Source organism: Candidatus Paceibacterota bacterium, from assembly GCA_035452965.1.
Lineage (GTDB): Bacteria > Verrucomicrobiota > Verrucomicrobiia > Limisphaerales > UBA8199 > UBA8199.
Map to the genome: position 1 here is coordinate 1 of DAOTCE010000026.1, position 20,690 is coordinate 20,690.

Annotated in this window: 16 protein-coding genes; 9 read left to right on the top strand and 7 right to left on the bottom strand. The window is 59.6% G+C overall.

Going from position 1 to position 20,690, the window contains the following annotated elements:
- Positions 1-545: 545 nt before the first annotated feature.
- On the top strand, positions 546-2,786 hold the full coding sequence (locus tag P5205_16595; GenBank protein HSA11982.1) for an alpha-galactosidase: 2,241 nt from the start codon (positions 546-548) through the stop codon (positions 2,784-2,786).
- 130 nt (positions 2,787-2,916) lie between these two features.
- Here the strand turns inward: P5205_16595 and P5205_16600 are convergent, their stop codons facing one another.
- The 4 genes from P5205_16600 to P5205_16615 all read right to left on the bottom strand — a co-directional run bounded on the left by P5205_16600 (position 2,917) and on the right by P5205_16615 (position 6,364).
- Positions 2,917-3,840 carry a peptidase C39 family protein gene (locus P5205_16600; protein ID HSA11983.1) on the bottom strand — a complete coding sequence of 308 codons (924 nt, stop codon included), beginning with the start codon at positions 3,838-3,840 and terminating at the stop codon, positions 2,917-2,919.
- A 617-nt stretch (positions 3,841-4,457) separates the two neighbouring features.
- Positions 4,458-4,985, bottom strand: coding sequence for an SET domain-containing protein-lysine N-methyltransferase (locus tag P5205_16605; GenBank protein HSA11984.1), 528 nt, complete (start codon positions 4,983-4,985; stop codon positions 4,458-4,460).
- Positions 4,986-5,004: 19 nt separating this feature from the next.
- On the bottom strand, positions 5,005-5,940 hold the full coding sequence (locus P5205_16610; protein HSA11985.1) for an RNA pseudouridine synthase: 936 nt from the start codon (positions 5,938-5,940) through the stop codon (positions 5,005-5,007).
- 1 nt (position 5,941) lies between these two features.
- Positions 5,942-6,364, bottom strand: a complete 423-nt coding sequence (locus P5205_16615; GenBank protein ID HSA11986.1) for a hypothetical protein — start codon at positions 6,362-6,364, stop codon at positions 5,942-5,944.
- 400 nt (positions 6,365-6,764) lie between these two features.
- Here P5205_16615 and P5205_16620 point away from each other — a divergent pair, with 400 nt between their 5' ends.
- Positions 6,765-8,294 carry a hypothetical protein gene (locus P5205_16620; protein ID HSA11987.1) on the top strand — a complete coding sequence of 510 codons (1,530 nt, stop codon included), beginning with the start codon at positions 6,765-6,767 and terminating at the stop codon, positions 8,292-8,294.
- Here P5205_16620 and P5205_16625 read toward each other — a convergent pair.
- The gene (locus P5205_16625; GenBank protein ID HSA11988.1) at positions 8,227-9,111 is read right to left on the bottom strand and encodes a class I SAM-dependent methyltransferase; all 885 of its coding nucleotides are present in this window, start codon (positions 9,109-9,111) and stop codon (positions 8,227-8,229) included. The genes P5205_16620 and P5205_16625 overlap by 68 nt on opposite strands.
- A 49-nt stretch (positions 9,112-9,160) precedes the next feature.
- On the opposite strand from P5205_16625, the gene P5205_16630 reads away from it, so the two are divergent.
- The 6 genes from P5205_16630 to P5205_16655 all read left to right on the top strand — a co-directional run bounded on the left by P5205_16630 (position 9,161) and on the right by P5205_16655 (position 14,652).
- A complete protein-coding gene (locus tag P5205_16630) occupies positions 9,161-9,655 on the top strand; it encodes a GDP-mannose mannosyl hydrolase (protein ID HSA11989.1) in 495 nt (164 codons plus the stop codon).
- A gap of 62 nt (positions 9,656-9,717) precedes the next feature.
- Positions 9,718-11,460, top strand: a complete 1,743-nt coding sequence (locus P5205_16635; GenBank protein HSA11990.1) for an FAD-dependent oxidoreductase — start codon at positions 9,718-9,720, stop codon at positions 11,458-11,460.
- 36 nt (positions 11,461-11,496) lie between these two features.
- Complete coding sequence (gene cutA / locus P5205_16640) at positions 11,497-11,859, top strand: divalent-cation tolerance protein CutA (protein ID HSA11991.1); 363 nt, start codon at positions 11,497-11,499, stop codon at positions 11,857-11,859.
- Positions 11,860-11,979: 120 nt separating this feature from the next.
- Positions 11,980-12,558: a GNAT family N-acetyltransferase gene (locus tag P5205_16645; GenBank protein HSA11992.1), complete on the top strand. Its 579-nt coding sequence runs from the start codon at positions 11,980-11,982 to the stop codon at positions 12,556-12,558.
- Entirely contained in the window at positions 12,555-12,824 is a 270-nt protein-coding gene (locus P5205_16650) for a zinc ribbon domain-containing protein (protein HSA11993.1), read from the top strand. The genes P5205_16645 and P5205_16650 overlap by 4 nt, the downstream gene beginning before the upstream one ends.
- A gap of 526 nt (positions 12,825-13,350) precedes the next feature.
- Positions 13,351-14,652: a DUF5009 domain-containing protein gene (locus tag P5205_16655; protein ID HSA11994.1), complete on the top strand. Its 1,302-nt coding sequence runs from the start codon at positions 13,351-13,353 to the stop codon at positions 14,650-14,652.
- 27 nt (positions 14,653-14,679) lie between these two features.
- Here the strand turns inward: P5205_16655 and P5205_16660 are convergent, their stop codons facing one another.
- Positions 14,680-15,264, bottom strand: a complete 585-nt coding sequence (locus P5205_16660) for a DNA-3-methyladenine glycosylase I (protein HSA11995.1) — start codon at positions 15,262-15,264, stop codon at positions 14,680-14,682.
- Between the two features lie 218 nt (positions 15,265-15,482).
- On the opposite strand from P5205_16660, the gene P5205_16665 reads away from it, so the two are divergent.
- Positions 15,483-17,054 carry an MFS transporter gene (locus tag P5205_16665; protein HSA11996.1) on the top strand — a complete coding sequence of 524 codons (1,572 nt, stop codon included), beginning with the start codon at positions 15,483-15,485 and terminating at the stop codon, positions 17,052-17,054.
- A gap of 198 nt (positions 17,055-17,252) precedes the next feature.
- On the opposite strand, the gene P5205_16670 is transcribed toward P5205_16665, so the two are convergent.
- Positions 17,253-20,369 carry a vitamin B12-dependent ribonucleotide reductase gene (locus tag P5205_16670; GenBank protein HSA11997.1) on the bottom strand — a complete coding sequence of 1,039 codons (3,117 nt, stop codon included), beginning with the start codon at positions 20,367-20,369 and terminating at the stop codon, positions 17,253-17,255.
- Between the last annotated feature and the right edge of the window lie 321 nt (positions 20,370-20,690).

Consider the following 20,690-nt stretch of genomic DNA (forward strand, 5'->3'; position numbering starts at 1 on the left):
GAGCAGAACCGGGCTCTCCTCACCACCGGTGAATAACTTTGGATGAGCTATAAGCTGGTTGTTGGAGCGGCAGCCGGTAGGCGTAACCGGATGCATCCGGCTTGCGGCGCAAGTCTCAAGCCCATCTGCCGGGTGAGGCGATTCTTACGGATACCAGCCAGGTTGGATACCGCGCTATGGGCAGGAAGTAGGTTGGTGGCTTTGCGAAATTGCGCAGCATGGGAGGTCTATCTCCTTTCTCCCAACTGGGTATTCCATGACGTCTCACGCCTTACCTCGCCATCTCAAGAATTGCGATCTGGCTGGATTTGGCTGATAAATGCGGCCGACGAGTTGGCCAATACGCACATATCTGACTTTCAGTAGCGATCATGAGCTCACATATACCTCGACGCAGCTTTCTCAGAACCACAGCACTTGCGAGCGCCACTTTTCCGGTCGCCCTTCGGCATTCGTTGGCGGCCCCTTTGGAGGAGCCTGTTGATTGGCAAGTCCAGAACCGTGACCTTCGGGTCCACTTCTCTGCGGCTTCCGGGAAGCTGGCTGTGAAGCGGCGCGGAACGCTGGTCCTGTCAAATGCCGTTTCTCGCGCCGTCACTGCCGCCGGCGCACGGAGTACCAGCGCCCCTGATTACCAGCGCACATTTGAGGTCAAACCATTGGCGGACGCGCTAGGGGTTGGGAGACAGCTCATCGCCCGTTTTTCGGATGCCAAGAGACAACTCGATTTTGAGCTCCGCGCGGCTCTCTACGATGGGCGCGACGCCGTAGTCCTGGAAACGATCTGTCGAAATGTCTCTCGGAGCCCCATCACCCTCCAGTGTCTGGAGCCGTTGCGTGCCGTTGCGGAGGAATCCGCCGCGTGCTTTTGGCCGGGGACGACTCGCATTTTAACTAACGGCCAGATGTATTATGACGCCGGCAGGCTCAGCGAGGCCAAGGCCGGCGAGAACATCCGGAGCTGGTGGGATGTGGCGCTTCACGCTGGCGAGAAGAGCGATGGGCTGGTCATCGGTTACCTGGAAAACAAATCCTCGCTCGGACGCATCACTGCGGGATTAGGCAAGGCCGAATCGGGTATCGCCCGAGGTGACCGGTTTTCGCTCGTGGCCGAATCGGCTTATGGGCGGGGATTTGTGCTCGAACCTGGAAGCAGCGTCTCCTCGGACCGCTTGGTGCTCTACTTCGCGCCAACCACATTCACGGCCCTGGAATCCTACGCCCAAGCCATCGGCGAAGTCCACCGGGCTAAGCCAAACCCGCCGATCAACGGCTGGTGCAGTTGGTTCTCGTTCTTCGGCGCGATTACCGAAGCCGAGGTGCTCCGGCAGGCCGAGTTCGCCGCGCGCCAACTCAAGCCTTTCGGTTGCGAGTACATGCAGGTGGATGACGGCTTCTACCGCGCCTTCGGCGATTGGGAGGGCAACGACCGGTTCCCGCATGGGATGAGGTGGCTGGCTGAGCAGATTCGCCGTCTCGGCCTCAAGCCCGGCATCTGGCTGGCGCCCTACGTGATCACTGAGGGAACGGACATTCACCGCAATCACGCGGAATGGCTTGTCCACCACCCGGACGGGCGGCTCAGGCAAATCGCTCCAGGGCTGGTCGAAGGGCCAAAGGAGCCGCAGCGGCAAACACCGAAGCTCTACGCGCTCGACATCAGCCATCCCGGCGCGGCGGATTGGCTGCACAAGCTGTTCGACACCGTGGCCAATGACTGGGGTTACGACTTCATCAAGGTTGATTTTGTCGAGTGGTCCTTGCTGGCGGCAGAGCGCTACTTCGACCCGACTGTAACCAAGGCTGCCCTTTACCGGCGCGGCGCCGAAATCATGCGCCGAGCGATGGGACCGCATCGCCACTTGCTCGACTGCGGCCCTGGGCCAGTCACGGTTGGTTTGCTCGACAGCATGCGCATCGAACTGGACCAGCCCCCGGTCACTTGGCAGCAATACTTCCTGCATCCCGCCAGTACCGCGCCTGCCGCCGCGAAGCGCTATTATTTCCACAATCGCACCTGGATCAACGATGCCGACCACGTAGTGCTCGCCAATCTCACAATGCTGCAAGCCCAGGCCGCTGCCACGATTGTCGGCCTGTCCGGTGGCAACATGATCTCCGGTGACCGAATGAGCGACTTGGATGCGACCCGGCTCGAAATTCTGAAGAAGGTCTTTCCTTCCTGCGGCGAAGCGGCCCGGCCCATAGACCTGTTCGAGCGCGACCGCCCCGAGGTCTTCGCATTGCGAGTAAGAAGGAAGTTCGGCGAATGGCTGGTGCTCGGTATCTTCAATGGTGATGAGCAGTCGCCTGTCGAGAAGACGATCGCACTCGACCGCTTGGGCCTGGATTCCGGGAAGACCTACGTGGCCTTTGATTTCTGGCGGCAGAAGTTCTTCGGTGAGATTCGTGGGCAATTCACTGCCCGGCTTGAGCCGGCCTCGGTCACGCTGCTGGCGATCCACGAACGCAGCGGCGTGCCCCAACTAATCGCGACCGACCGCCATATCTCCCAGGGCGGTTTGGAGCTGGAGTCAGTAACCTGGGACACCGCCACAGCCACGCTGGGCGGCATGTCGCTTGGCCCTGCCAACACAAAGCATAACGTCTATCTCTACCTGCCGGAACAGCATCCCTGGGCTCAGGGCGACCCGTTCATGTTCTACGACTTCCCCGGCTACACACTCAAAGTGACGGAGGAGCACATCATGCGAGTGCATGTGCGGTTGGGTCCGGGTGGGCGTGTTCCCTGGTCCATAAACTTCAAAGAATTCTTCGCCCGGTAGGCCGATCACAAGGTTTTGCCGATACGGCCGGCATGGACATCGGGTAATCCCGCTGGCTTCGGAGGAGAGTGAATTTGACAGAGTCGCACTCTCTCCTCTCACACCCTTTGCATCCGGTCAATCAAGTGGTTCAACCCCCTCGGTCCCAATGGCCCAGTCGATTGGCAGGAATCCGGGCCGTCTCCGGGTAGATCAAATAAACCGTGTTCTTGGATTTCTTCCAGGCATTCACAACCTTCTCCCGCGCGTATGTGCGCCGGGCGCGCACATTTCTCCTGACCGATACGCCGGGGTCATTTGCTACTACATCCCCTTTGTCCGTGAAGCCGACGCAAACGATAAGATGTCCGTTGTCCGGCCCGCTCGTCCGATCACTGGTCAGGTAGGAGGAAACCGAAATGATCACCGGGACGCCCGCCGCGATCCAATCCTCAAGCTCGGCGATGTCTCCCAGCCGTGTGACGTAAGCTCGCATGCCAGGGTGTTGGCCGGCGAAGGCGGTGTTGAATGGCCAGTTTCCGGTGTCCGCGCGGCGCCCGTCGGCGATCGCTTTGGCGGTGGCGGGAACAGTGTGGTTCAGCTCCGGCCTATGCAACTTTAGGCCCCAATAAGCCAGAACCATCGAAAGCGACGTTGGGCTGCACCAGCCACCGCCGCCCTCATACTCGCCCTGGCGACGCTCGGGTACTTCCAGCACGTTGCCCCACGCGGCACGGTTCGGTTTCAAAATGGTGGCCGGCACAGTGCTGTTGCAGAACGAAAGGCCCAGGAACTTGAGCGACCGTTGCCCCTCCGCTCCACCCACGGTAATCCGAAGCTGCACCTTGCGTGTGACATTGCTCAGGACGAGCGTGTCTGTCTTGACGGTTCCATCCTGGTCACTCTGCCGGCGCACACTCTCCCGCGGGAACTGTTCCGGATCGTCGGACCATAAACCCATCGTGTAATAGCGCGTGACATGGTTGGGATAGATCGCGCGGGCTTCCACGTTGAGGCGCACGCCAAGCGGAACATTCCAGGAAACGACCAATTCGTTCCATTCAATAGGGGCCATGATTTCGGGCGAAAGCAGCACGATCTCGCCATTCGAGGGGCCCGGACTTCTTGAGAAATCGGATAGATCTTCAATCCCAAGGAAGGCGCAGCGCCTGTCACTCCCGACACTCGCCGCCAAGGTTGCGCACAAAACACTCAGCAACGCCGCAACCGCCAGCAACCCTGATGGGATGAGTAGTCGCCCCGTGTCATGCTGCGTGCGACAAAGCGCAGGTTTCGGGACACTCGCGTCATTTGTGATTGACGCAGTCTCATTCGCAGAATCAAAGTGCACGCCTGCCATGAACTCCTATCCCGATGCAATTCGGCAAGCTCTATCTTTGACGGTTCTGCCAATAGGGATGCTTCGCCGAGGCTTCCGCTCTGGCTTGCTGAGTTCTGTTGCCCCGGCGCTGAGGATTCAAGCGTCCTTGCCGCGGCGATACTTGACGCTCGACACTTGCCGAAGGCCAAGGCACCGGGGGTATGCCACCGCACCGTTGAGTTTGTTGACATCTACCCCACGCTCGCCGATCTCTGCGGGCTCACCCCGCCTGCCAACCTCGAAGGCAAAAGCGTGCGAGAGGACAGCCAGGCAAGCGGGGCAGCAATAGGGGCCTGATGGCCCTGTCACTTTCAGTGTCGGCCCGCTTTGCGACTCAGCACATGCTCGAAGAACTCCTCCGCCACCATGTAACCAACACACATCGGTGAACCGCAACGGCACGGGTGGTCCTGGTAATCCACGAGGTCGTAGTTGTAGTTAAAAGTGATTTCCTCCCCTGGGGCGATGTCGCGCTTCGCCACGATCCAGATGCGTTCATCTTCCATCTGCGCCTCGCAATTGGGCGTGCAACTATGGTTGAACAGCCGCGCAGGGTTCCATGCCACGTCGCCATCCAAGTCCTGCTCGCTGTTTAGCGAGAAGATATATCCGTTGTCCTGCTCGCACCTCCGCAACGATTCGCTCTTGCTGATCCGCTCCCCAACGTACTCGAGGATTCGCGCGCCCTTCCCGATGGCCGCCTTGGCGAATCCGCCGAGCCCGTGAATTGGAGACGGCCCGAACGCCACAGTAGGGCAGGCGTCCCACCTGCCCTGTTCAGGATCGGCGTCTCCGCTGGCGCAGGCAGGCGGGACTAGCGTGGTTTCGTCGGGAGTCATGTCCGGCGAACTTTCCTGTTCAGAGCGTGGGAATGTCGAATCCATACTCGCGCACAAACTGCTCGCACGGAGCCCGAATGTCCACCCGGCGGCGGGTGAACGGGTCCGCGTAACTCAGCCGGACGGCTCGCAGGCCCATCCTATTGTCCCAAAGCCTCGGTCCGCCAGAGGCCTGCCGACTATTCCCCCGTCCCCCCTTCCCACTGGGAGGCAAAGTAGGGCAGGCGTCCCGCCTGCCTTGTTCAGGCTTGGCGTCTCCGCTGGCGCAGGCAGGCGGGACGCCTGCCCTACTTGCGGCTGGTGGGGAGAGAGCCGGGGTAAAGCGTCGGCCATCACCACGGGGTGGTCTCTCTTCTTTGACTACAGCCGGCGGACCATAAAGGGGATCCCCAATCACCGCGTAGCCCGATTCGGCAAGGTGGATGCGGATTTGGTGCGTTCGACCCGTTACCGGATGCGCCTCTACCAACGTCAGGCCGCCTTTGTCTTGCAGCACCCGGAAGCGCGTCTCCGCATCCTTGCCCTGGCGCGCATCCACTTTCATTTGGCCTACCACCGCTGGATCAGGCGCCAGTTTCAACCGGCAGGTCCACTCCCTTTGGGTGGGCGTGCCGAGCACGACAGCCAGATAGACTTTCTCCATTCTGCGGCTCTCGAACAGAGCCCCGATGCTGTGAACTGCGCCCGGGCTTTTGGCCAAGAGCAGCACTCCGCTGGTATCCGAGTCCAACCGATGCACAAAGCGCAGGAACTTCAACCCCCGCGACCGCGCCCAGAAGTCCTTGGCTGCAATCGAGGAAGTTAGCGCCGCCTGCAGGTTCCGGCTCGTCTTCTGCCAGTTAAAAGGCACCAGCATCCACCCTGCCGGCTTGTCAATCGCCAGCACTGAGCGGTCCTCATACAAAATGGGTATGCGTTCACCGGTTGGCAGCTCGATGTGGTTGGGCTTGGCCATCTTACAGGTTAACGAGGTTGAGAGGAAGACTACAATTCCCGGACCGTTGCCCCATATCATCACTTGGCTCACCCACGTGACTTAGGTGGGTGCACAGCACGACGTCGGCTTTGAACTCCTTGGCGTAACACCCGCGCTTCACGCAGGAGCTGCTGGGAAAGATCGCTCGAACGCAGTTCAGCGTCCGGGCCATCTTCGGCCGATCAGTCTTGGCGAACATCTTGCCGCACGGCTCCGGCGCATGGTTGACCAGCTTCACGTAGCCTTTGGACAGAATCCTCCGGAGCGGCGGCGAGAAGCACTTCCCGATGTCCGCTTGGTCCAGCACATCGTTCGGCCGCCAAACCCGCCAGGTTTCATCCAAAGCCGCCGACACCACCCGGCGCCCGCCGCCAGCCGCTACGGTTGCAATCAGTGGTCTCATTATCCGAAGCGCATTCGATACGATGTTCACCTTGCCCGAAAGATCGCATTTTGGCGAAACATAATGAACCTCGACTTCCCCAAGGCCCCTCCCCTTCCACCAGCCAATCAGAGTGGCCTCAACGCCAGTGTCCGGGAACACGCTTGGGTGCAGATCAAGGAGCTAAAGCGCGCTGAATTCAACAAGCGGCCGCCACCCCGCTCATCCCGTACAGGTGAATGGGGTAAACACCCCAGTTGCTCAGCGGCCCCCATGCCTGATGGTCTATATCATTGTTATGAAACGGCACTGCAATTTGCACCTGAGCCTGCTTTTCGTACTGTTGGCCGGCTGCACTTCCCATCCGCCGGACGCGACCAAGTCAGCAGGGGGACTACTTCGACGTCTGGGGAATCACTCGATGAAGATCACCACAGCCTCGGCCGAGGCCCAAAAGGCTTTCGATCGCGGGCTGACGCTCACATACGCTTTTGCGCATTACGCGGCGGAGCAGGAGTACCGGCGCGCACTTCAAGCCGACCCTGACTGCGCAATGGCCTGGTGGGGTATCGCGCTCGTCAATGGGCCGCATATCAATTACCCGATAGTCACGCCAGAACGCGCGGCCACCGCTTGGGAGGCCCTCGGCCAGGCCACCAATCGAGCCGTCCGGACTACCCCGCTCGAACAGGCCCTGATTTACGCCCTGGCCAAACGCTACGCCTACCCGCAACCCGAAAACCGCCGCCCTCTGGATGAAGCCTACGCCGAAGCTATGCGCCAGGTGTGGCGCGATTACCCGGCCAACGCCGACGTTGCCACTCTCTTTGCCGAAGCGCTTCTGGACCTGCACCCATGGGATTTGTGGACGAAGGATGGCCCGCAACCTTGGACGCCTGAAATCGTGGCAACGATCGAGCGCGCCCTAGAACTCAACCCCAGGCATCCTGGTGCGAACCACTATTACATCCACGCCGTCGAGGCTTCACCCAATCCCGAGAAGGCCATCGCCGCCGCCGACCGACTGCGCACCCTAGTCCCCGATTCCAGCCACCTTGTCCACATGCCAGCGCATATTTACGCGCGCGTGGCCCGATGGGACGATGCGGCCGCCGCCAACCGCGATGCAATGAAAGCCGATGTGCTCTACCGCGCCGCCTATCCGCGCCCCAGCTTTTACGCCATATACATGGCCCACAACACCCACTTCCTCGGGTTCGTAGCCATGATGCAGGGAAAGAGCGCTGAGGCAATCGAGTGCGCGCGCAGCATGGTAGCGGAAATCCCTGAGGATTTTCGCACGGAGTTTGCGCCGGTAGTGGACGGATTCCTGATCTTCCCCTCCAAAGTGCTGATGCGCTTTGGCCGATGGGAAGAGGTACTGGCTGAGCCCCAACCCCCAGCGCAGGCTCCGTTGTCGCGTGCCTTATGGCATTTCACTCGCACCAGCGCCTTGATTGCCCTCAAGCGCATCGAGGAGGCGCGCGCGGAGAAAGACGCATTTGACCGGGCGGCTGGCGCTGTGCCGCCAGGTTGGCAATTCGGCCAGAACTATGCCACCAACCTTCTCACTATCGCCCGATATGTGCTCGCGGGGGAGATCTCGGCTCAGGCCGGCGACCTCGATGCCGCAGTCATTAGCCTGCGCGAAGCGGCAAGAGTGGAAGACACGCTGGTATACGACGAACCGCCGGATTGGATCCAACCCGTGCGACATACTTTGGGGGCAGTACTGTTGCGGGCCGGCCAGCCGATTGAAGCCGCGCAGGTTTACCGGGAGGACCTGCAGCGCTATCCCGAGAACGGCTGGGCGCTAATGGGGCTGCGCGACGCCCTCCGCCGCCAAGGCAACGACCCCGACGCAAGGATGGTGCATGCGCGTTTTAGGAAGGGCTGGGCTGACGCCGACGTCCAGCCACCCTCAACCTGCTACTGTCAGGCGGGACTGTGATCCTCTCGCCCGGCCGTAACTTAAGCAGCAGCAACATCGGGCAGCCAAGGTACTTGCCCGCGCGAGGACAGCGTGAAGCGAGAGCAATGTTCGGGGTGTGCTCGCTTATGTACTCCAACGTGAGTTCTGCGCGAACTGCGGCCATGAGGTAGTCGGACATTTGGTGCGCATGGCCTGCTGGGCTGATCCGCCTGCCTGTGGCCGGATCAATGAACCGGGCCTGCACCCCCTGCAAGGACATCGCCGGGTGCATCACTGAAATGATGACGCAGCCTGTCGCCCGGCAGAGCCGCCGCAGTTCCAGGAAGAACCTGTCCAAAGCCGCGATGTGATCCAGCACCAGGCAGCAGAACACGCGATCGAACCCAGCACGTGGCAGCGGGAACGGCTTGGTCAGGTCATGTCGGATGAACTCAACAGCTTGAGCGCCCGGCTTGGCCCGCGCGCGGTTGAGCATGGCGGCCGAGAAATCTACAGCGGTAACACGCGCTCCAGCCGCGGCCCACTGGAGCGCATGCCGGCCTGTGCCGCAGCCGATATCCGCCAGCACCAGACCCGCGACGTCACCGGTCAGGCCGGCGATATGTCGCTCCTCAAGCAGCACCAGCGGATTGTCATCCTCATCATAAAACGCAGCCCAGCGGTCGTAACCGACGCGCGTTGGCACGATTTCCATCTCGGCCGATGTGGGTTTCCTGTCGTCTGGTTGCAGTCGGTGCGTCACGTATCTCGCTCTCTTCTTCCAAAAGCGCCGCGAAAGGTCGAGCAGAATGTGCGCTCGTATCTGCCTGAGGACCTTCCAGCCCAAAGCCGCCATAATCCAGCGCTGGACATCCCTTTAGCAATTGTTAGATGCTTAAGCCACAATGAAGAGTGAACCCTTACCAGGCCAGCGATTGGCGCCGGAGGATTTCGACCACATCGTCCGGCTGACGCCGCTTGCGGCCATTGACCTCATTGTGCGCACCCCCGATCAGCGTATCCTGGTGGGCCGCCGCCGGAATGAGCCAGCTAAAGGGTCCTTCTTTGTACTCGGGGGCCGCATCACCAAGAACGAGACTTTGGCCGCCGCCTTCGCGAGAATCTCATTGGCGGAGCTGGGGGTGGAGAAGCGCATTGAGCATGCTCGTTTCCTGGGGGTGTATGAGCACATTTACGCCACCAACAACCACGAATTGGCCGGGTTCGGCACTCACTACCTGGTCCTGGCCTACGAACTGATATGTCCCGATCGAGACCTGCTGTTGCCCCTCGACCAGCATGGCGAATACGTGTGGCTGACCGTGCCAGAGCTGCTGCGCCACCCGGAGGTCCACGCAAACACCAAGGCCTACTTCACGTCCGGCGAACCGGTTAACTAACGGAGCGACCTCGTCGGATGGCTTTGCTTGTCAAGCGCTTTGAGGTTTGCAACGTTAGATCTATGAAGCAGTTCAGCCGCCTTCCACGACGTTCGTTCATCAAAGGCCTCGGCCTCACGGTGCCGGTGATTATGGGCGGGCCGGGCCTTGCGTTGGCGCAGAGCAACGCGGCATCGGTACTGCCAGCCCGGGCAACTAAGGGATTTGCCGACGAACCGCAGGCAGACCTCATAATCATCGGGGGCGGCTTGGGTGGTTGCGCCGCAGCCTTGGCGGCTGCGCGCAATGGCCTCCGAGTGATCATGACCGAGGAGACGGATTGGATCGGCGGCCAGCTAACGGCTCAGGCGGTCCCGCCAGATGAGAATCCCTGGATCGAGACGTTCGGCGGCACGCGCAGCTATCTCAATTTGCGCGCACAGATTCGTGACTATTACCTGCGGCATTTCCCCCTGACAGCTGCGGCGCGGGCCAACTCTTATCTCAACCCAGGCAACGGCTGGGTGTCCCGCTTGTGCCACGAACCGCGCGTTGCCTTGGCCGTTTTGAACCAACTCCTGGCGCCCTTCGTTAGCGGACAGCGGGTTCTTGTCTTGCTTCGACATAAGCCGGTGGGGGCCTCGACCAGCGGGGACCGTATCCAAGCAGTGCAGGTGCGCAGTCTTGAAACTGGTAACGAAGCTCTACTTCGAGCGCCCTTCTTCGTAGATGCGACCGAGCTTGGGGATCTTCTCCCGCTCACCAAAACAGAATACGTTACCGGCGCGGAATCCCAGAAGGACACCGGCGAGCCGCACGCGCCGGCCGAACCGGAGCCAAACAACATGCAGGCATTCACGTGCTGTTTCGCCATGGATTATCTGGCAGGCGAGGATCATACAATTGAAAAGCCCCGCGAGTATGGGTTTTGGCGCCGGTTTGTACCACCGATCCAGCCACCCTGGCCCGGCCCCTTGATCTCGTGGGCATACAGCGACCCTATCAGCCGCAAGTCCAAAAGCCTTGAGACCGACCCGGGAAAGGGCACCGGACTCTGGTCCTACCGGCGCATCGCAGACAAGTCCCAGTTCGTCGAGGGCACCTATCCGGGAGACATCAGTCTGGTGAACTGGCCGCAGAACGACTATATGCTCGGCAACCTCTGCGAGGTCAGCGCCGAGGAAGCCGCACGCCATCTTGCTCGCGCCAAACAACTCAGTCTGTCACTGCTCTACTGGCTGCAGTCTGAGGCGCCGCGTCCTGACGGCGGCACCGGCTGGAAGGGCATTCGCTTGCGGCCCGACGTGGTCGGCACGGAGGACGGGCTGGCTAAATACCCTTACATTCGGGAGAGCAGACGCATCCGGGCGGAATTTACAGTGACCGAACAGCACGTATCGACCGAGTTGCGCATGAAGGAAACCTCCACCAAACGGGAGGACGTGAAGGCAGCCGAGTTCAAAGACTCGGTGGGCATTGGCAGCTATCGCATTGACCTGCATCCCAGCACGGGCGGCAACAACTCAATTGACATCAGTTCCCTGCCCTTTCAAATCCCGCTTGGCGCGCTGTTGCCCCAGCGGGTCGAGAACCTAATGCCGGCCTGCAAGAACCTCGGCGTCACGCACATTACGAACGGCTGCTATCGTCTGCACCCCGTGGAATGGAACATTGGCGAAGCGGTGGGGGTGCTGGCGGCGTTTTGTATGACAAAGAAGCGCATCCCGCGCGAGGTTCGCAAACAAGGCACCCTGTTGAAGGAATACCAAAACCTGCTGACCGAGCAAGGAGTGCCGCTGGTTTGGCCAAAGGTCGGGCCAAGGTGAGGCGGTGAGAAGGTTCCATCAAGCCAACGGGACATTATGAGGCACAATGCGAAGTATGCTGTGGTCCTGGTAACTGCGCCGGACGTGGAAACAGCGCGCATGCTGGCAGGGACCGCTCTGAAAGCACGGTTGATTGCGTGCGCCAACCTGGTTCCCCAAATCGAATCGCACTATCGGTGGCGGGGAAAGATCGAGGCCGCGGCCGAGGTGTTGCTGATTATGAAAACCAGCGTCACCGGCCTGACGGCGCTGGAGAAGCTGATTGTGGCCCGGCACCCATACACCACGCCCGAGTTTCTGGTGCTGCCAATCCTCCGTGGCACCAGACGCTACTTGGATTGGGTGCAGAGTTCCGTAAAGGCCCCCATCCGGCGCCATTCATCTAAATTGGCGCCGTAGCCCTTATCTCGTTTCAGGCTTACGTCGTTCCCCTCAACCGGCTGGTGGTCAACTGAGGCGCCGCTTGCGCTACCCGTCCGGTTGAGGCAGATTCAAATCAGATTAACCGGGAAGATTATGTTGCATGAAATCGAACTCCAACAATATCCCAAGGAACTCAAACTGAAAGACGGGTCCACGTGCAAACTGCGCCCGTTGCGCAAAGAGGATGAACAGGGGTTCCACGAGTTCTTCCTGGCCGTACCTGAGGCCGAACGCATGTTCATCAAGCACCGCGTCATTGAGCCGCAGGTCATCCGGGACTGGTGCCAGAACATAAACTTGGGCCGCCACCTTCCACTGCTGGCATTAATGGACGGTAAGATCGTCGGGGATGCCACACTGCATCAGCAGCTCGGCGGCTGGAAGAGGCACATTGGCCGGGTCAGCGTGCTGGTGCACCCGAAATACCGTGGACGGGGATTGGCGCGAGCGCTGGTGAAAGAGATCGTCAGCCTGGCACGCGACCTCGGCCTGGAGAAGGTAGAAGCGGAATTTATCGGCGAGCAAGAGGCGGCCATAAAGATGTTCGCCTTGTTGGGCTTCAGCAATCTCGTTCGGCTGGAAAGTTATGTGAAGGACATGCAGGCCGTTCCCCACGATTACATCCTGATGGGCCTCAGTTTGAAGACGGACGAGGAATATGCAGGCGTGGGATGACACCTCCCGACAATTGTCCCAGCTGCGGCGCCGACGTTCCCCCGAACGCCCGGGCTTGCCCCGAGTGCGGGGCCGACGAGAACACTGGCTGGTCTGAGGCGGCGCGCACAGACAGCCTGGGCCTCCCTGACGATGCCTTTGACTACGAGGACTTCGTCAAACGCGAATTCAGCGCCAAGTCTGCCGTGCCGCACGGAAGCTCTTGGTTTTGGTGGGTGATTTCATTGCTGGTGGCGGCGGCCCTCCTCGCCTTGTGGTTGCGCTGAAGCGTCAAGCACTCTCCCGCACCCTCCCCGGAGTCCTCAATCCTTGGTGAGTTGCGGCACCAACTCACCCAGCGGTGAACTTCATTTCTACAACCCTGGCTCTAGAGTCCATCGAAGGATCCGTGGATATTGAGCTTAATCTCTAACGGACTGACAGCGGACAAGAGCGCGCAGCGCGTATGCATGAAGCTGCCGGAGGAGCGCAGGCATACGCGCTGGACGTGACGCTTCTGTAGGACTTTTCATTCGACAATTGGGCAGAGCTGGACTATAAATACCACCCAGGCGCGGTTGGGAAGCGCCCCTGGGCTGAGGAGGTCCGGGACAGCGTAATTAAGGCCCAATCATGGACTAATCATGCTCCAATCATGCTCCAATGATGCTATCAACACCGGGACAACACGCCGGCAACCCAATCCAATCCCGCGCGCCTTCATGCATACGACCTGAAAAGCGCGTGGAATCCAGGTTTTGCCCTTGAGCCACGCGGTGCTTTGACCTAATGGTAACGGAAACTCAGCTAGTCATGACAACACCCTCTGAAACCAATTCCCCTGGAAGTGCCCCCGCCGGCCAGCGCCTCATGTCAGTGGACGCTTTGCGCGGCTTTGACATGTTCTGGATCATCGGCGCGGATTCGCTGGTCTATGCGCTGCACCGCCTGACCCAAACCCGCCCCACCAGCTTCCTGGCGAGCCAACTGGAACACGCCGACTGGGCGGGCTTCCATTTCTACGACCTGATTTTCCCGCTGTTCGTGTTCATCGTCGGAGTGTCACTGGTATTCTCCCTCACGAAGGCCATCGAGCGGGCGGGGCGGACAGATGCCTTGAAACGTGTGTTCCGCCGAAGCGTGTTGTTGTTCCTGATTGGCATCTTCTACTCAGGCGGCCTGACGAGTCCTTGGCCGGACATTCGCTTGATGGGCGTGCTCAACCGGATTGCACTCGCCTATTTCTTTGCTGGGTTGCTGTTCTGCTTCTTCAAGCCGCGAGCCCTCGTGGCGATTTGCATGGGCATCCTCGCCGGCTACTGGGCCGTTATGACATTCGTGCCGATCCGCGACATCCAGATGACCAAGAGCAATCTCGTCCATCTGGCCGCGGAGGCAGGCGACGAAACGACTGTGGCGCTGTTCAAAGAGGCGCGCAATCCCTCCGCCATCAAGGACAGCCTGGCGTGGGCGGCGGCGGAGAAGTTCTATTATGCCACGACGAACCGTGTCTATGGCAAGTTTGACGCGGGACTCAATCTGGCCAATCACGTGGACTTCGAGTATCTACCCGCGCGCAAGTACGATGTCTTCTTTGATCCGGAAGGGCTCCTGAGCACGCTCCCTGCGGTAGCAACCTGCCTCCTGGGGGTGTTTGCCGGCTTGCTGCTAGGGAACCAGTCGCTTCCAGACAGGCAAAAGGTGGCTTGGCTAATTGCGTTCGGCATCGCCGCTGCCGGGCTCGGCTGGCTATGGGATTACCAATTCCCGGTGATCAAGAAGATCTGGACCTCCTCCTATGTGCTGGTGGCCGGCGGCTATAGCGCCATTCTGTTGGGCCTTTTCTACCTAATCGTAGACATCTGGCAGGTCCGGGCCTGGTGCCAGCCGTTTGTTTGGATGGGGATGAACTCGATCACCATCTACCTTGCCAGCAACATCCTCGGCGGCTTTCGCCGGCTCGCCGCCCGGCTTGCCGGGGGTGATGTGAAGATCTTCTTCGACGACCACGCGGCCAAGGGCTGTGGAGATATGGTGATTTCAATTCTCGGGCTGCTGCTGGCCTTCTGGTTCGTCCATTTCCTCTACAAGCGCAGAATCTTCCTGCGGCTCTAAAGACGCTTGCGGCGAGGCGATTGCAGATCAACCAATCTCCCGATAGCGGAAGCAACTGACTTCGTGGTCGTTGACCATGCCAACCGCCTGCATGAAAGCATAACAAATTGTCGGGCCGACAAATCGGAATCCACGCCGGAGCAAATCCCTGCTCAGCACGTTCGATTCGGGCGTTCGCACGGGAATCTGCTGGAGAGTCTTCCACGCATTCCGGATGGGCTGACCGTCTACGAAACGCCAGATGTAGGCGTCGAAACTGCCGAATTCCTCCTGAATCGCCAAAAACGCTTTGGCATTCCCGACCGCCGCAGTGATCTTCAGCCGGTTGCGCACGATACCGGTGTTGCCGAGTAGCCTCTTGATTCTGCCGGTGTTGTAGCATGCAACCTTCCGGGGATCGAAATGCTCGAAAGCGCGGCGATAGTTGTCACGCTTCTTGAGAATGGTGGACCAGCTCAGCCCGGCTTGGGCGCCCTCGAGTATGAGAAATTCGAATAGACTCCGGTCATCGTGCTGCGGAACGCCCCATTCCTGGTCGTGGTACTGGATGCTCAGCGGACTTTTGGCCCAAGCGCAGCGCGGCAAGGGACTCAAAGAATTGGGCGGGTTCATTCGGGCAGGAACATAGTCCGACGAACCTTGAGCCGCAACTTGACACTGGTGACCGCGGTTGCGCAGAATGAAATGCAATGCAATCATCGCCTGATACCAAGGGCTCGGCCCCACGAACGGCGGCCTCTTTCTCGCCAGCGAACACGGCCACTGAAGCCATCACCTTCTATCACTGGCTAGTGGTGTTCTTCGCCTCGTGCGGGTGGCTGTTTGACTGCATGGGCCAGCGGATCTTCGTGCTGTCACGAGAACCGGCCCTGAGGGAGTTGCTTGGAGCTACCGCTTCGGACGACAAGGTCAAATACTGGGGGGGCATTGCCACCCTGCTCATGATGGTCGGTTGGGCGACGGGCGGCATCCTCTTCGGCATGATGAGCGACCGATATGGCCGAGTAAAGGCGATGGTCACCACCCTGCTCGCCTACACGGTTTTCTCCGGGCTGTCCGGCTTCTCACGCTCGGGAATCGAGTTCCTGATTTATCGGCTTCTGTTTGGGTTAGGAGTGGGCGGGATGTTCGGCGCGGCTACTACGCTGGTGGCGGAGAGCGTGCCAAAGCATTTTCGCACTTTGGCGCTCGGCTCGATGCAGGCGCTGTCTGCGTTCGGTAATATGCTGGCCTCCGGGTTGAGCTTCAAGATCACTCCCGGCATTGAGGGTTTCTGGGGTTCCTACAGTGGCTGGCAGGTATTGTCCTTTGTCAGTGTTTTTCCTGCGGTACTGGCGCTTCCAATGCTGTTGTTCTTGAAGGAACCGCAAGCATGGATCAAGGCCAAGGCGGAAGCAGCAAGCGGCGGCTCGGCTAAACGAGTTGGATCTTTTGCCGATCTATTCCAGCATCCGCGCTGGCGCAAGAGCACATTAATTGGTATCTGCCTGGGAGTTGCGGGCATGGTTGGTTTGTGGGGGATCGCGTTCTTCTCGCCGGAGCTGATCACCACCGCCTTCCAGAATCGCCCCATGCAGGTCGGAGAAGTCCTCCAGCCGGCCGAACTCTGTGCCGCCTTGAAATCTCCAGCCAACCCGGCCATCAGCCACCTTAAGGCAAAGCTCTCGCCCGATGTGGTGACGCAGTTGGAGAGCGTCGAAAGCGGCAAGGAAGTCGCACCTGCGACCGTGCAGGCTCTGGTGGCGGACCTTAACCGTGTCATCCAGCAGGACAACCTCCACGACCAAGCGGCCTTCCAATCCGTGGAACTGAAAAAGGGAACCCGCAACCTGATCCAGCTCGTTCAGAAGGGCGGCCAGAAACAAAACATCATCTCGCTCAACCGCCAACTGGTGGAACACCTCTTCCCCGGCGCCATTCGCGAGTTGCAGCAGACCATTGATAAGACCCGCAGCCGCGGCACACTTCTGCAGGACGTGGGCGCGTTGCTCGGAATGTTGGCGTTCACGTTCGCCGCCGCCTGGTTAAGCCGCCGCACAGCCTTTCTCGGCGCATTTGTCCTTTGTCTCTGCTCAGTGTCGTATGTCTTCTATGCGCTGAAAACGGAGACCGATGTGCTCTGGATGCTGCCGCTGATGGGCTTTGCAACGCTGTCGTGCTTTGCGGGCTACTCGATCTACTTCCCCGAGATCTTTCCCACCCGCCTGCGCGGGACTGGGGTTGGCTTCTGCTACAACACCGTCCGCTATCTCGCGGCGCCCTTTCCATTTATGCTGGGCTGGTTGAGCACACTAATGCCCTTCCGCACCGTTGCCGTCATTATGTCCGCGATTTACTTGGTAGGGATTGTGGCATTGATTTGGGCACCAGAAACCAAGGGTCAGCCCTTGCCGGAAGACTAAGAGTCAAACAGACCCGCTGTCCGCTTTCCAACGGGCAAGGCATGCTGCCGCCATTTCGGCGAAGAGCCAAGTGTAGTCTCGTCGTGTCGAGGGAGTTGAATGCCAGGGCCTGACGATGGCAACCCCTTTCGTGAACTTATCCAAGCCAGTCGGTTCAGGTGCCAGCACTCACGCTGGGCAGATGCTCACGTAAGCCAGCTATGAACACCCGAGACTCTCGCCACAGTTGAGGCACTTGTAGCAGGCACCATTCCGCACAGTAACGTGGCCACAGTTCGGACAAGCGGGCGCATCCTGTTGAAAGTGCGCCACGGAATCACTAATGGTCTTAACGCTGCGCTCGGGAGGCGTGGGTTTGGCGGTTGAATGTCCCTTCCCATTGCCACCGTGGGCGGGGTTCTTATCCACAATTTCAGTATCCTCCGCAATAGCCAAGTCCGGCACGGGCCGATTCACCTTCTTCTTGACTTCCTCCTGCAACCCCGGGATCGCCAGTTCCGGTTGGTTGCGATTTGGTGAATTGGCTTCCCGAAAACCGGGCACGAATTGCACCGCCATCCACCGGAACACGTAATCCGTGATTGAAGCAGCGTTCCGGATATCAGGATTCTTCGTGAAGCCCGAAGGCTCGAAGCGCACATGGGCGAACTTCCGAACCAAGGCCTCCAAAGGCACACCATATTGCAGTGCCAGGCTCGTCAAGGTGCCGATGCCATCCATCAACCCGCCAATGGTCGAACCTTCTTTGGCCATTGTGATAAACAACTCTCCCGGCTGACCGGATTCAAACAGACCGACGGTCAGGTACCCTTCGTGGCCGGCAATGTCGAACTTGTGGGTGATGGCAGTGCGCGTGTCCGAAAGGCGGCGGCGCAACGGCTTGCCCGCCTGTGCGGCGAGGTCGGTGACTTCAGCTTCCAGATCCTTGACCCGCGCCTCGAGCACGGAAACGTCCGCAGTAGGTGCCTTGTCCCCACCTTCGCTCGTGCGTTTTGTATTCAACGGTTGCGAACGCTTTGAGCCGTCTCGATAGATAGCCACGCACTTGAGGCCCATCTTCCACGCCTGCACGTAGGCATCGCGAATGTCCTCGACCGTGCTTTCATTCGGCATATTGACCGTCTTGGAAATCGCTCCGCTGATGAAGGGCTGCACGGCTGCCATCATTCTAAGGTGGCCCAGGTAATGAATGCTTCGCTGGCCACGGTACGGCTTGAATGCGCAATCAAACACCGGCAGATGCTCAGGCTTTAACCCGCTCTTGGTGGTCTTGCCACCCTCTACAACGTCTTCAATTGTGTCGTACTTCTTGATATGCGCGATGATGCGCTCCGATTCCGGAGCGCCGTAGCCCAGGCGGCGCAACGCTTCGGGCACCGTGCGGTTGACAATGTTCAACATTCCGCCACCGGCCAGCAGCTTGTACTTGACCAGCGCGATGTCAGGTTCGATTCCCGTCGTGTCACAATCCATCAGGAAGGCAATGGTGCCGGTCGGCGCCAGCACGGTCACTTGCGCATTCCGATAACCGGAGGCGCGGCCTCGGACAAGCGTCTGCTCCCACGTCTTGCGCGCTTCGTTCTTCAGGTAGTCAAATTCCTGGCTCGGCTGTATCTGCTCCACCGCCTCGAGGTGCTGCTGGATCACGCTTAGCATGGATTCCACGTTGTCCTCGGCCTGCGGCGACGTGACATGGGCACACCGAGCATCTCGATAACCCTTGAATGGACCCATGACGCTGGCAATTTGGGCCGATTGCTCATACGCATGGCCTGTCATCAGCGCAGCAATCGCCCCAGCCAGCGCACGGCCCTCGTCCGAGTCGTAAGACAGGCCGTAGCTCATAATGAGCGAGCCAAGGTTGGCGTAGCCGAGGCCAAGTGTGCGAAAGATGTGAGAGTTCTCGGCGATTTCCCGCGTCGGATAGCTCGCGTTGTCCACGAGGATCTCCTGCGCGGTAATGAAGATCCCCACCGCCGCCTTGAATGCTTCCACATCGAACACTCCATCCTCACGCTTGAACTTCATCAGGTTCAGCGAAGCGAGGTTGCAGGCCGTGTTGTTGAGGAAGACATACTCCGAGCAGGGGTTGGTCGAGTGAATCGGCTCGGTGCCTTTGCAGGTATGCCATTTCTGGATCGCCCCATCGTACTGCAGACCAGGGTCCCCGCACACCCAAGCACCCTCAGCGATCTTGTGGAGCAGAGCGCTGGCATCCTTTTTCTCCAGCGGCTTGCCGGTCGTAACCGCGCGCGTCCACCACTCCCTGCCCTCTTGGGCGGCTGTCATAAACGCATCACTGACTCGAACGGAAAGGTTCTCATTCTGGTACATGACGCTGCCGTAGGCATCGCCATTGTACGAGCCGTCATACCCCTGTTCGATAAGCGCCCAGGCCTTCTTCTCTTCCTTCATCTTGGCCTCAATGAACTCTTCGATGTCACCGTGCCAGTCACGCAAGGTGTTCATCTTGGCCGCCCGGCGCGTCTTGCCGCCGGACTTCACCACGTTCGCCACCTGGTCATAAACCTTCAGGAAAGAAAGCGGGCCGCTGGGGCGGCCACCGCCGCTGAGCTTCTCCTTGCTCGAGCGAATGGGGGAAAGATCCGTGCCAGTGCCGGAGCCGAATTTGAAGAGCATCGCCTCGCTGTAGGCCAGATGCATAATAGACTCCATGTTGTCCTGAACTGACTGAATGAAACAGGCGCTGCATTGCGGGTACTCGTACTGCGTCTTGGCCCGCTCCGCGCGGCCAGTTCGGGGATTGCAGTACCAATTGCCACGGCTCGAGGCGTTGCCGATCTGGTAGTGGTGGTAGAGCCCGACATTGAACCAAACCGGCGAATTAAACGCCCCGTACTGGTTTAAGCACAGCCAGGTCAGCTCATCGTAAAAGACCTCGCCGCCAGACTTAGTGAAGTAGCCGTCCTTGACCCCCCAATCCGCTGTGGTGCGGCAGATGCGATGAATAAGCTGGCGCACGGAGGTTTCTCGCTCCGCTGTGCCTTGCTCACCGTAAAAATACTTGGCGACAACCACCTTGGTGGCCAGAGGCGACCAGGCCTTAGGCACCTCAACGTTCTCCTGCTTGAAAATGACCTTCCCGGCATCGTCGGTTATTTCAGCGGTCCGGCGCTCCCACTCGACCTGGTCGAATGGACTCACTCCTGGCTGGCTGAAAGTCCGCTGAATAGGGAGCGATTTTCTCCCCCCTGGAGCAGCGCTCTTGGGTGAGCGCGCTGTGGTGATAGTCCCAGGCCGGCGTCGGCTGTGGGAGGGCGCATCGGTCAAAGCATGTTCGCTAGCGACAATCATTTTACTCTGTAAGCTGATGGTCTGCCGTAGGTACCTGCTGACCGACTTTCAACGAAATACCCGGCAGTTTTTGTTCAAATTTGGCTATTTCCTGAGCATTTCGGCCCCTCGGCGGGACCTGGGTCATCCCCAATTAGTTGGGTAACGCGGGTAACTCTACTACCACCGGTTGCGTTAACAAGAAAATTCTTCAAAATTCTTTCTGCAGTCATGCTTACCGCAAAAATAACACCGACTTTGCAGCCCTGCAAAGCCCTTGCCCAGCTCGCCAAATCCTTGCGCTCAGCTCCGGTCTGGGCCTGTGCTGCGGCGTCAGGCAGA